The sequence below is a fragment of the Pseudomonas gozinkensis genome (assembly GCF_014863585.1).
In the GTDB taxonomy this organism is placed as follows: Bacteria; Pseudomonadota; Gammaproteobacteria; order Pseudomonadales; family Pseudomonadaceae; genus Aquipseudomonas; species Aquipseudomonas gozinkensis.
In genome coordinates this window covers 2,950,590-2,962,645 of record NZ_CP062253.1, presented here as the reverse complement: position 1 = coordinate 2,962,645, position 12,056 = coordinate 2,950,590, and the positions used below count along the sequence as shown (strand labels likewise).

Annotated in this window: 13 protein-coding genes; 5 read left to right on the top strand and 8 right to left on the bottom strand. The window is 61.0% G+C overall.

All coding sequences use genetic code 11. From position 1 onward, the window contains the following. Positions 1 to 70: 70 nt before the first annotated feature. Entirely contained in the window at positions 71 to 952 is an 882-nt protein-coding gene (locus IHQ43_RS13120) for a LysR family transcriptional regulator (RefSeq protein ID WP_192564697.1), read from the bottom strand. A gap of 100 nt (positions 953 to 1,052) precedes the next feature. On the opposite strand from IHQ43_RS13120, the gene IHQ43_RS13115 reads away from it, so the two are divergent. The 3 genes from IHQ43_RS13115 to IHQ43_RS13105 are packed head-to-tail and all read left to right on the top strand — an operon-like array spanning position 1,053 to position 3,599. Then, complete coding sequence (locus IHQ43_RS13115; RefSeq protein WP_192564696.1) at positions 1,053 to 2,117, top strand: alkene reductase; 1,065 nt, start codon at positions 1,053 to 1,055, stop codon at positions 2,115 to 2,117. Between the two features lie 11 nt (positions 2,118 to 2,128). Beyond that, on the top strand, positions 2,129 to 2,965 hold the full coding sequence (locus tag IHQ43_RS13110) for a pirin family protein (RefSeq protein ID WP_192564695.1): 837 nt from the start codon (positions 2,129 to 2,131) through the stop codon (positions 2,963 to 2,965). A 49-nt stretch (positions 2,966 to 3,014) separates the two neighbouring features. After that, positions 3,015 to 3,599 (top strand): isochorismatase family protein, encoded by a 585-nt coding sequence (locus IHQ43_RS13105; protein ID WP_192564694.1) that lies wholly within the window; start codon positions 3,015 to 3,017, stop codon positions 3,597 to 3,599. A 98-nt stretch (positions 3,600 to 3,697) separates the two neighbouring features. Here the strand turns inward: IHQ43_RS13105 and IHQ43_RS13100 are convergent, their stop codons facing one another. From IHQ43_RS13100 to IHQ43_RS13085, 4 genes are all read right to left on the bottom strand, one after another. Beyond that, positions 3,698 to 4,393: a tRNA (adenine(22)-N(1))-methyltransferase gene (locus IHQ43_RS13100; protein ID WP_192564693.1), complete on the bottom strand. Its 696-nt coding sequence runs from the start codon at positions 4,391 to 4,393 to the stop codon at positions 3,698 to 3,700. A 116-nt stretch (positions 4,394 to 4,509) separates the two neighbouring features. Next, positions 4,510 to 5,217 carry a class I SAM-dependent methyltransferase gene (locus IHQ43_RS13095; RefSeq protein ID WP_192564692.1) on the bottom strand — a complete coding sequence of 236 codons (708 nt, stop codon included), beginning with the start codon at positions 5,215 to 5,217 and terminating at the stop codon, positions 4,510 to 4,512. Positions 5,218 to 5,325: 108 nt separating this feature from the next. Then, the gene (locus tag IHQ43_RS13090) at positions 5,326 to 5,922 is read right to left on the bottom strand and encodes a LysE family translocator (RefSeq protein WP_192564691.1); all 597 of its coding nucleotides are present in this window, start codon (positions 5,920 to 5,922) and stop codon (positions 5,326 to 5,328) included. Between the two features lie 51 nt (positions 5,923 to 5,973). Next, complete coding sequence (locus tag IHQ43_RS13085; protein ID WP_103387259.1) at positions 5,974 to 6,810, bottom strand: AraC family transcriptional regulator; 837 nt, start codon at positions 6,808 to 6,810, stop codon at positions 5,974 to 5,976. 166 nt (positions 6,811 to 6,976) lie between these two features. On the opposite strand from IHQ43_RS13085, the gene IHQ43_RS13080 reads away from it, so the two are divergent. Both IHQ43_RS13080 and IHQ43_RS13075 read left to right on the top strand, forming a co-directional pair. Next, a complete protein-coding gene (locus IHQ43_RS13080; RefSeq protein ID WP_007955366.1) occupies positions 6,977 to 7,171 on the top strand; it encodes a PLDc N-terminal domain-containing protein in 195 nt (64 codons plus the stop codon). A 210-nt stretch (positions 7,172 to 7,381) separates the two neighbouring features. Then, positions 7,382 to 8,446, top strand: coding sequence for an alpha/beta fold hydrolase (locus IHQ43_RS13075; protein ID WP_192564690.1), 1,065 nt, complete (start codon positions 7,382 to 7,384; stop codon positions 8,444 to 8,446). A gap of 21 nt (positions 8,447 to 8,467) precedes the next feature. Here the strand turns inward: IHQ43_RS13075 and IHQ43_RS13070 are convergent, their stop codons facing one another. The 3 genes from IHQ43_RS13070 to IHQ43_RS13060 form a co-directional block, all read right to left on the bottom strand. Continuing rightward, positions 8,468 to 9,493, bottom strand: coding sequence for a GlxA family transcriptional regulator (locus IHQ43_RS13070; RefSeq protein WP_192564990.1), 1,026 nt, complete (start codon positions 9,491 to 9,493; stop codon positions 8,468 to 8,470). A 128-nt stretch (positions 9,494 to 9,621) separates the two neighbouring features. Beyond that, positions 9,622 to 11,112 carry an aldehyde dehydrogenase gene (locus tag IHQ43_RS13065; protein WP_192564689.1) on the bottom strand — a complete coding sequence of 497 codons (1,491 nt, stop codon included), beginning with the start codon at positions 11,110 to 11,112 and terminating at the stop codon, positions 9,622 to 9,624. A gap of 1 nt (position 11,113) precedes the next feature. Then, positions 11,114 to 12,016: a dihydrodipicolinate synthase family protein gene (locus tag IHQ43_RS13060; protein ID WP_192564688.1), complete on the bottom strand. Its 903-nt coding sequence runs from the start codon at positions 12,014 to 12,016 to the stop codon at positions 11,114 to 11,116. Positions 12,017 to 12,056 lie beyond the last annotated feature (40 nt).

Genomic DNA, 12,056 nt, shown 5'->3' with positions numbered 1-12,056 from the left:
GGTGTTTTGGCCTGCTTGAAAGTTGTTGAATGATATCAGCTTGAGTCCAACACCGATTCTTTGTGCGTTCCTAAGCGCAATCGAGCCTGTCACGCAGAAACTCGATGAAACGTTGCGTCTTGGCCGGGAGCAGTCGCGTCTCTGTCAATGCGTAGACCGAAACCGGTGGTGCCTGCCATTGCGCCAGCACTCTGCGCAATGTTCCGCTCGCCACATCCTGGACGGCGATACCTTCCGGTAGCAGCGCGATCCCCAGATCCAGAGACGCCATGCGCCGGAGCATGCCCACACTGTTGAGTTCAAAACGTCCACCGACCTCCACCTGTTCGCTCCCTGTTTCACTGGTAAGTGTCCAGCGGTCAGAACCGGAGCCGCGCATTCTGAGGCACTCATGATTGATGAGTTGGGCAGGTTGCTCCGGCTCACCGAACAGTTCGAGATACCTGGGCGATGCGTAAAAACCACGTTTCATACTCGCCAACTTGCGGGCAATCAGGTTTGAGTTCGGCGGTTCTCCCATCCGAATGACGATATCGACCGGGTCGCTGACCAGATCCACCTGCCGTGGTGTGAGGTCGAGATCGAAGCTGATACCCGGATATTCACGGGCAAACTCGGCAATCAGCGGCGCCAGATAAATAGTGGCAAAGTCCACCGGCATCGAAACCCGCAGCAAACCACTGGGCCGGGCAAGCATTTCGCCCAATTGCTCATGCGCCAGCCTCGCCTCTTCCACGATCCGTTTGCAGCGCTCGAAATAAAGTTGCCCGGCCTCCGTCAACTCGATCCGGCGTGTCGTGCGGTGCAACAGACGCAAGCCGATGGCCTTTTCCAGGCCACTGATACGCCGGGAAAGCGTTGAGTTGGGCATGCCCAGCGATTCAGCCGCCCCACGAAAGCCGCGCATTTTCACAACTTCCACAAACAACGCCATGTCGTTCAGGTATTCCAAAAGATTGCTCCACCAGTGGATCAGTCATTTCAATTTTGACGGATTTATCCCGAATTTGAATTGACTGATGATAGCTCCATCACTGCTGAGGAGCACCGCGATGAACCCACTTTTTTCTGAAATCCAGGTCGGCCGCCACACCCTCTCCAACCGTATCGTCATGGCACCCATGACGCGTTCGCGCGCCGATGATGACGGTGTACCGACGGATCTGGTCGCGACTTACTACGGTCAGCGCGCCAGTGCCGGGCTGATCATTTCCGAAGGCGTGTTTCCCGTTGCACTCGGCAAGGGCTACACACGAACGCCGGGTATCGAAACCGCCGAACAGGTGGCGGCCTGGAAGCAGGTCACGGACGCAGTGCATGCCCGTGGCGGTCGCATCTTCATGCAACTGATGCACTGCGGACGGGTGTCCCACCCTTCATTGCTCGCCAACGGCGCTCAGCCGCAGGCGCCCTCTGCCATCAAGGCCGCTGGACAGACCTACACCGCCAACGGTTTGCAGGATTTCGTCATCCCGCACGCCCTGACCATCGTCGAAATCGCCGCCGTCGTCGAAGGCTATCGCCAGGCTGCACGCCGCGCGATCGAGGCGGGTTTCGATGGTGTCGAGCTGCATGCGGCATCGGGTTATCTGCCGGAGCAATTCCTTTCTACCGGCAGTAACCAACGAGAGGACGAATATGGTGGCCCGGTTGAAAACCGCGTCCGCTTCGTACTGGAAGTACTCGCCGCCATGGTGGATGAGATCGGCGGTGACCGGGTCGGCATCAAGATTTCGCCCGAGATGAACTTCAACGACATCGTCGATGCCAACCCGCAGGAAACCTACACGCACCTGGTCGAGCAACTGCGCGCTTTCAATCTCGCTTATCTGCATGTCGCGCTGTTCGGTGCCACGTTCGACTACCACGCAGCGCTGCGACCTCTCTTTGCCGGGCGCTACCTGATCGGCAGCGGTCTGGACAAAGATACCGCCGAATCCCTGATTTCCAGTGGCAAGGCCGATGCGGTGGTATTTGGCAGTGCGTTTCTCGCTAACCCTGACTTGCCCGAGCGTTTGCGCAGTGGTGCCGAGTTGAACGCTGCGGACAAAAACACCTTTTACGCCCCGGGCCCTGAAGGCTACATCGACTACCCGACCCTCTCCGCAGAAGCTTGAGGAGCGCAGCCATGCTCACCACCGCACGTTTGCAGCGCATGAACCACGGCAGCCGATTCAGGGCGTTCACCCTGCGAGGCGATCGACATGCGAAACCGATCGACCCGTTTTTGGGCGTCGATCACGCCTGGATCAGCGGACCGACGTTTCCGGCCCACCCTCATGCAGGGTTCTCGGCGGTGTCTTACCTGTTTATGGATTCGCAAACCGGTATCGATAACCAGGACTCACTGGGCAATCGCAACCTGATCCAGCCCGGTGGTCTGCACTGGACGGCGGCGGGCAATGGCGTCGTGCACGAGGAAGTTCCGGCCGAGCCCGGCAAGACCGTTCACATGCTGCAGATTTTCATCAATCTGCCGGAGGACAAACAGTCGCAAGCACCGTTTGCCTTCAGCGTTGAATCTCAGGAGGTGCCGGTCGTTCATTCGCCGGGCGTGAAGGTTCGAGTACCTCTGGGCAGCTTCCGAAACGTTGTGTCTCCTCTATCGCTGCCAACCGACGTGCGACTGCTGGACATATCCCTGGAGGCCGGGCGCGAACTGAGTGTCTCGATTCCCGAAGGCCATGTGGCGTTTGTCATGCCCATAGACGGCGAAGTGTCTGTCGATGGCCACCCCTTCGATCTGTCCGATCCGAAAGTACCGGTCAATCTCCCGCAAAGGGCGGATCGGAGCGTCATCTTGAGTGCGCCGACCGGCAACGCCAAGGCCGTCGTATTCTCAGGCACGCCCTTGAACCAGCCGGTGCATTGGCAGGGCCCGATGGCGCTCTCTTCTTCAGAAGCCCTGACCGCCGCCGTGGCCCGCTATCAACGGGGTGATTTTGGAAATCTGAATCTTCGCTGACTCCACCACCGGGGGCATTCCCCCCATTTCAAATGCCAGGAGAACCACCATGACGTACGAAAACTTCAGTGCCGACAATGCTGCCCTTCTGCTGATCGATCACCAGGTCGGGACCATGGGCTGGGCCAAATCGATGGCTTTCGAAGAACTCAAACGCAACGCCCTGATGCTCGCAAAAGCCGCACGCATTCTGAAGATGCCCGTCGTGCTGACCTCCAGCATGGAAGAGCACGCACAAGGTCCGCTCCTGAGTGAGCTTGAGCAGATCCTGCCGGCTGAGTTTGCGAACCGCATCAAACGCCTTGGCATCGTCAACGCCATGGACGACGAACACTTCGCCGCCGCAGTGAAGGCGACCGGTCGCCGGAAACTGATCATCGCCGGCGTCACCAACGACGTCTGCACCGTTTACCCGGCACTCTCGCTGGTGCGTGATGGTTATGAAGTCCAGGTCGTCGCCGATGCCGGCGCTTCACCGACCAAGGCAGCCGATGACATCGCATTGCGCCGCATGGACAAGGCCGGTGTCACGCTGACCAGCACCAACCAGTTGATTGCCGAACTGGCCGGTAGCTGGGCGACGCCTCAGGGCGGTGAATTGGTGCAGGTGTTGATGGAGTCTTTCGGTAGCTGATTGCGCTGGATTCATTGCCCGGTGTGGCGCTGGCAGGCGCAGCACCGGGCAAACCGGACTTCAGAAAAGATCGCCCTCATTCAGTATTCCCGAGGGTTTCACCCCAGCACGTCAGTGATCCACTGCACCTGCTGCTTCAGATCCTGCACCTTTTGCTCGCATACCCCATGCTGCGCCCGAGCGAAGTGGCTCAGCGTCTGCTGCTTATGCCGCAGCCGATGCTGCCACTTGCTGACAAACGCAGGATTGCGCGCTTGCAACTGTAGCGGCCCGAAGTACAGTTCCTCGGCGGTATACATCACCGGCCCGCCCCGCTCGGCCACAATGATTTCGTAGTCGAAGCGGTTTTCGTGCAGCACTTCTTCGCAAAGGATTCGGTAACCGTTGTCCATCAACCATTGGCGCAGCGGTTGCTCGCCGCCGTTGGGTTGAAGGATCAGACGTTCGCGGCCGCTCAGGCGCGTCTTGCCGGCCTCAAGAATGTCGCGGATGGTCTCGCCACCCATGCCGCACACAGTAATCGCCGTGATCCCGTCTGCCTGTTCGACAGCCATCAAACCATTGGCCAGGCGCACGGCGATCTGCTGCTCAAGATCGTTTTCGCGCACAGTGCGCTGCGCCGAACGGAACGGTGTCTCGGCCATTTCGCCCGCCACCGCCGTCGCGATCGCGCCACGGCGCATCAGCGCCACCGGCAAGTAGCCGTGATCCGATCCGATATCGGCCAGCCGCGCACCGGCGGGCACGTGCGCCGCCACCCGCTCCAGGCGCATGGACAATGTCTGTTCGTTCAACCGCAACCCCTTTCACTCTGAACGCCCGGCACCGGTGGCCGGATCGGGGCGCGATTCTGGGGGGCAACGGTGGGGATTTCAAATACGTGTGGTCGGATTCGTCGCCAGGGCACAGGTCAGCTCGTTCTACGCGTCAACCACGCGCCCCAGAACAGGCTGCTGAAAAACCGGGTGACCTCGCCAAACCCGGCTTCATGCAACAGCTTTTGCACCGCTGCCTCGGAATGCGGAGGATCGGCACCCTGAAGAATTTTTCCCAGTTTGCCCTTCACCTCATCGGCGCTGGCACCGTTCTGGCGCCAGCGTTGTCCCCACGCTTCCAGCAACAACGGTTGGCTGGCATACGCGTAGTGATTGCCAGCCACGATCAGCGGAGCACCCGGTTTCAAACGAGCCCGAATGGATTGCAGAAGCGCTCGCTTGGCATCATCACCTTCCAGATGATGCAGAACGCCGATCACCGTAGCAGCGTCGTATGACTCATCGGCAGGCAAATCGTCGACCGGCCCGAGATGCAGATCCGTTCGCGCCAGCAAGTCATGTATCCGCAATTGCTCGGTCGCCGCCGTCAGCATCGGCTCGGACGGATCAACCGCCATGAAGCGCCAGCCTGGCTCCAGACGCCCCATCGCTATGATTTCCTGAGCTGTTCCGCCTGCGCCAACCGCCAGAATCCGCGCCGAGCCTACGTTACCGAGACTGGCCGCCAGCATGCACGCGGCAAGGTCGTGGCAAGCGTCATACCCCGCCAGGGCAATCCGGCTTTGCTTGCCGTATTCATTGGCGCGGGAGGTGTCGAATTTTTGAGTAGAGGAAGCGTTCAAGGGCGTTTCTCCGTGTCCTTGAAGCACCCTACGTCACGAAGATCGATAATAGAAATTCATTGATTTTATGCGGTGCATTCCTGTCAGGAATGCGGAAGGTCCCGATGCCTAGACCAACACCGTCAACCAGGCCGACACCAACAACAAAAACGCCAGCACGGCATTCATTCGCCGAAACGCCCGTGGCGATCCAAAGAACCGCGCGCTGCCCACGCCCAGCAGCGCCCACGCCGTCATGCACGGCAGGCAGACCAGCAGAAATACCACCGACAACAGCAGCATCCGCGCGCTCTCGTCGCCGTTGCCGCCAAACACACTCACCACCGCCACGGCCATCATCCACACCTTCGGGTTGATCAGTTGCAGGCCGGCGGCACCGAACACGCTGAAGCCTGTTTCACCCTCTGTCGCCGAGTCCAACGACGGCGGCGTGCTGCGAAAGATCTGCCACGCCAGCCAGCTCAACCACAACACCCCGGCCCAGGCCATGGCCTGCTGCACACGAGGATAGCGCAGCAAGGTTTCCCCCACGCCGAGCCCGACCACCAACACCACCAGCGCCGCCGACACACACGCGCCGAAGATGATCGGCACTGTCGCCATCAGGCCGCGCCGCGAGCTGTGGCTCATCACCAGAATATTGGTCGGCCCCGGGGTGATCGAGGCGACGAAGGAAAACAGCAGAAATGGCAACAACGATTCCATGACAGGACTCCCGAATCAGAACAGGAGCTCATGGTCGCGGTTACGCGGGGTTCAGTCTGGAAGGTTTGAGCAGCGCTTGCGGTAATCCGCCGGCGTCAGGTGGTAGGCACGACGAAACCAGCGCCCCAGATGGCTCTGATCGGCGAAACCGAGGGCGCTGGCGACGGTGGCGGGTGTTTCGCCGCGGGCCAGCAACTGGCGGGCGCGGGCCAGTCGCAGCTGAATCAGGTAGGCGTGTGGTGCCAGGCCGAAAGCCGCCTTGAACGCCCGCGTCAGTCGAAAGCGATCGACCCCGCAGGCCTGGGCCAGATCGTCCAGCCCGATGTCCTCGAAGGCATGGGCATGCAGATAGTCCCGCGCCACCTGGGCCACTCGTGGCAGACGCGGATCGAACGGCTGACGCTTACGCCAGTCGAGGTGGGACGTCAGCGAACCGAGCAAGGTGTCGATAGCGGTCTGGCGCACGATGCGCAAGTCACCTTGATGCAGGGCGTTGAAGGCCTGATTGATGGCCGTGGACAGGCGCGAATCCTGACTCAGGGTATCGGTGAAGCCGAGCTGGCTATTGTCCGGCGCATGCTCGAACAGTACGCGCAATTCGCGCTCCAGCCAGTGCGGATCAAGGTAGAGCATGGAGTAGGTGAAGCCCTCCTCCGTCGGCGCGTGCCCGTCGTGGATCTCCCCCGGCTCCAGCATGAAAATCTTGCCCGGCGTACTCAGATGGCGCACGCGCCGGCAATGAAACTGCTGCACGCCCTGCTCGGTGACGCCCACCAGAAAGCTGTCATGCCAGTGCGGATCGTAGGCGTGGCCCTGGAAATGGGCACGAATCGACTCGATGCCGGTGTCGGCATCCTGAGACAGCTCGATCCAGTTGCGTTTGTCCACGCAAGGCTCCGAAGGCAGTGTTGGTCGTTGAAGACCTCTAAGTTACCGCGACTTTGCGGAAGCGTTTAGAACATTTGTGCACCTGCGCCAAGCAGGCGATCAAGCAAATTTAATGAACCCTGAGTGGCATGCCCCGCCTAACCCAATGACCATCAGGAGGTAGCCCATGCAACTTGAAACCACGTGGATCGTACTGGCCGTCGTTCTTTTGCTCATCGAATTGTGGGCGATCAACCGGGTGCGCAAGAGTGAGGGGAAAGCCAGCAACAAAGGCGTCTGGATCGTATTGATCGTGTTCGTGCCGCTGTTCGGGCTGATCGCCTGGGCGCTGGCCGGGCCCAAGCACGTCACGCAGGCCTGAAGCCCAAGGCAAGCAAGAGCCCCGAACATTCGGGGCTTTTTGTTGGCCGCAGGTTTGTATCGCAGTGTGTACGAACGCCTCCCGGATACATGCCCGCGCATCAGCTGACGAAAACGGAAACAGCGCAGATACGTGGCCAGTCTTTAATGAACGCCAGACACGAAGGGTTCAGCCAGAACCCGGCCCTCGCCGATCATAAGGAGACTTGCCATGAAGCACGCACCACACGCCACCGTCACCACCGGGAAAAACCGTCGCTGCCTGCTAGGCCTGTCGATTCTTGCCACCGCGCTGCTGCAGTTTGGCGCGTTCGCTCAAGCGCAAACCGCAGCACCCGAGCCGGTCAAGACCGAAGCCGCCAGCGTCAAAGCCGACCTGCCCTTCGGCCCGCTCAAGCATGTGAAGGCCGGCCTGCTGGACGTGGCTTACGCCGAAACCGGCCCGGCCGATGGCCCGGTGGTGATTCTGCTGCACGGCTGGCCGTACGACATTCACAGCTACGACGACGTCGCGCCGCTGCTGGCGGCCAAGGGTTATCGGGTGCTGATGCCGTACGCTCGGGGTTATGGCGACACGCATTTCCTGTCCGACAAGACCGTGCGCAACGGTCAGCCGGCGGCGCTGGCCAGTGACGTGATCGACTTCATGGATGCGCTGAAGATCAAGCAAGCCGTGCTCGGCGGCTACGACTGGGGCGCGCGTTCGGCGGACATCGTGTCGGCGCTGTGGCCTGAACGGGTGAAGGCGCTGGTATCGGTCAGCGGCTATCTGATCGGCAATCAGGCCGCCGGCAAGAATCCGCTGCCGCCCAAGGCCGAGCTGCAATGGTGGTATCAGTTCTACTTCGCCACCGACCGTGGTGAGGCGGGCTACACCAGGAACACCCATGATTTCGCCAAGCTGATCTGGCAACTGGCATCACCGAAATGGGCCTTCGACGACGCCACCTTCGACCGCAGCGCCAAGGCGTTGCAGAACCCGGATCACGTCGCGATCACCGTGTTCAACTACCGCTGGCGCCTGGGTCTGGTGCAGGGTGAAAGCCAGTACGATGCACTGGAACAAAAACTCGCCACCGCCCCGTCGATCAGCGTGCCGACCATCACGATGGAAGGCGATGCCAACGGCGCGCCGCACCCGGCACCTGAGGACTACGCCAAACGCTTCACCGGCAAATACCAGTTCCGGCTGATCAACGGCGGCATTGGCCACAACCTGCCGCAGGAAGACCCGAAAGCCTTCGCTCAGGCGATCATCGACGCCGATCACCTCTGAAGCAGCACGCCAAACGGCTCGTCATTTGACGAGCCGTTTTTCTTTGGACGGCCGATAACCGAAATAAGCGCTGTAGCACTTGCTGAAATGGCTTGGCGACACGAATCCGCAGGCCACCAGCACGTCCACCTGGGACAGCTCGGTGTGTTGCAGCAGACGTCGGGCCTCGGTGATGCGCAGTTCCATGTAATAACGCTGCGGCGTGGTGCCCAGTTGTTCCTTGAACAGCCGCTCCAGCTGACGTCGGGAGCGCCCGGCATACACCGCCAGTTGCTCCAGCTCCAGTGGCTCCTCCAGATTGGCGTCCATCAGCTTCACCACTTCGCGCAACGGCGCGCTGACGCAGATGTTCTCGGTCGGTTTGATCCGCCGGTAACGGGATTCCTCGAAGGCCAGAATGTCTTCGATGCCCTCGACCAGCGCCTTGTCGTGCAGGCCCTTGATCCAGTCCAGCGCCATGTGGAATGCGCCGGACGGACTGGACGCGGTCAACCGGTCGCGGTCGATCACGTAGGGTTCGCTGCTGACTTGCGTGGCCTTGGAAATCTCCGCCAGCGCCGGCCGATGCTCCGGGTGAATCGCACAACGATAGCCTTCCAGCACCCCTGCCCGGCCCAGGAACCATGAGCCGTTCCACAACCCGGCCAGAATCACGCCGGCCTCGGCGGCCAGTTTCAGCAGTCCGATAAACTCGTCGCTGGCTTTCAACTCCGTGCGGTAACCGCCGCAGATCACCAGCAGATCCAGTTCTTGTATCGCGCCCGCCTCCAGTCGCGCATCCGGGCGAATGACCAAACCCAGATCGCTGATCACCTCGCCATCGCTCAGGCCGAAGGTTCGGGTGGAAAACAGACCGGGCCGCAGCAGGTTGGAGGTAATGATGGTGTCCAGCGCCTGGGTAAACGCTGGCAGGGAAAAATGCTCCAGCAGCACAAACCCGGTGCGGGTCATGCGTCCCGGGCCGCTGGCGGGCTCGTTCAGGTAGCGAAGGTTCTTGCCCTTCATGCCACCGCTGAATTGGCGTCGTTCGATCAAGGTGTGGTCCATCGGTTTCATTGTTGTAGCGCCATGCTAACCGCCGGGGCGGCAAAATACTCGGGAATGAACGCAATTCGCCCCAACCGGTACGCGCGTACCGATCGGGGCGAAAAAGACCTGCGAAAAACCGCGATGAATCAGGACGCGTCGATCCAGATGGTTTTCAGCTCGGTGTACTGGTCATGGGCCCAGATCGACTTGTCACGCCCACCGAAACCCGACTCTTTGTAGCCGCCGAAAGGCGTCGAAGCATCGCCCTCGCCGAAGCAGTTCACGGTGACGATACCGGCGCGGATCCCCCGCGAGAGTTTCAGCGCATGGCGCAGGCTGCCGGTGTACGCCGAGGCTGCAAGGCCATAGGCTGTGTCGTTGGCCAGGCTGATCGCTTCGTCGACGGAGGTGAACGTGGTCACGCTCAGCACCGGGCCGAAGATTTCTTCCTGAAACAGACGACTGTCACGGCTGACGCCATCGACGATGGTCGGCTCGACGAAGATGTTGTCGGCCGTGTTGCCCCCCGCCAGCACCGAAAGATTCTCATCCCGGGCATGGTCGAGGTACGAGCGGACCTTCTCGAAGTGCGCCTTGCTGATCATCGAACCCAGACGGTTTTCCGGGTCAAGTGGATCGCCCATTTTCCAGTCGGCCAGATGCACCTGCACACGCTGTAGCAACGCGTCCTTGATGTCCGAGTGCACGATCAGCCGTGACGAAGCCGAGCAGTTTTCGCCCATGTTCCAGAACGCGCCGTTAACCACGTGCTGGGCAACCAGATCGACGTCTTCGACATCGTTCATCACCACTGCCGGGTTCTTGCCGCCGCATTCCAGCACGATGCGCTTCAGGTTGGATTCGCTGGAGTACTTGAGGAACAACCGCCCCGTATCGGTCGAACCGGTGAAGCTGACCATGGCGACGTCCGGATGACGGCCCAGCGGTTCGCCCGCCTCCTTGCCACCACCGGGCACCACGTTGAACACACCGGCCGGAATCCCCGCCTGATGCGCCAGTTCGGCTACTCGCAGGGTGCTCAGGGTGGTTTCCTTGGCCGGTTTGACCACGATGGAGCAGCCGGCGGCCAGCGACGGGCCGATCTTCCACGCGAGCATCAGCAGCGGGAAATTCCACGGCAACACCAGGCCCACCACCCCGATCGGTTCGCGCACGACCATGGTCACCGCGCCGTTACCGGTCGGGGCGGTCGAGTCGTAAATCTTGTCGATCAGCTCGGCGTGCCAGCGCAGGGTGTGAATCGTCTCGGGCACGTCGATGTTCTGGCATTCGCGGATCGGTTTGCCGCTGTCCAGGCTTTCCAGGACCGCCAGTTCATGGGAGTGGTCGTCCAGCAACTGGGCGAATCGCAGCAACACCGATTTGCGTGCCGACGGCGCCAGCCCTTGCCAGCGTCCGTCTTCAAACGCGGCCTTGGCGGCGGCGACAGCGACGTCCACGTCCTGAGCACCGCAGGCGGTAATCTCGGTCAACACTGCTTCAGTCGCCGGGTTGGTCGTGGTGAACGTCTTGCCGGACAGCGCGCTGCGAAACTCGCCGTTGATGAACGCCTGATTGCGAAACTCAAGCTTCGCCGCCAGTTCGCGGTACTGCGCTTGACTCAGAAGATCGGCCATTTCAAACCTCCGCGACGACGCGCGCCACATTCTGTTTGAGGGTTTTGATCACGCTTTCCAGCACTTCCTTCTCGGACGCTTCCAGCGGCTGCATCGGCTTGCGCACACCACCGGCCCGCAGGCCGACCAGTTCGCTGCCGTGCTTGATCGACTGAACGAACTTGCCGCTTTCCAGCACGTCCATCAGCGGCAACAGCGCCGACATGATCCGCCGGCCCTTGTCGAAGTTTTTCTCCAGAACGCAGGCCTCGTACAGCGCGATGTGCTCGGCCGGAATGAAGTTCGAACCGGCGCAGACCCAGCTGCGCGCGCCCCAGGCGAAGAACTCCAGGGCCATGTCGTCCCAGCCGCAGGACAGCTGGATCGAAGGATGCGAATGCGCCAGACGATGCAACTGGGCGGTGTCGCCGGAGCTTTCCTTGATCGCGACGATGTTCTTGCAACCGGCAATCGCCTCGAAGAACTCAGGGCCCATCGCTACGCCCATCCGCGCCGGGTAGTTGTAGAGCATGATCGGCAGGCCGGCGGCCTTGTCCACGGCCAGCACGTGGGCGGCGATTTCCTTTTGCGTCGGCAAGGCATAGGGCGGCGAGCCCACCAGAATCGCATCGGCTTCGATCGACTTGGCATGCTCGGCGAAGGCCACCGCATCTTCGGTGCGGATCCCGCCCGTGCCGATCACCAGCGGAATCCGGCCATTGATCACTTCCTTCGCGCGCTCGGCCACTTTCAGCCGCTCGGCGGTGGTGTGGGCGTAGTACTCGCCGGTCGAACCACCGATGACGATGCCGTGAACCCGCGACTCGATCAGGTACTCGACCACTTCGGCAAACGCCGAATAATCGATCTGGCCATCGGCGGACAAAGGCGTAATGGCAGGGGTAAAGATGCCGTCAAAGTTCATAGGTTTTTCTCCAGTGGTTGCAGTGTTCAATGCATTGGCC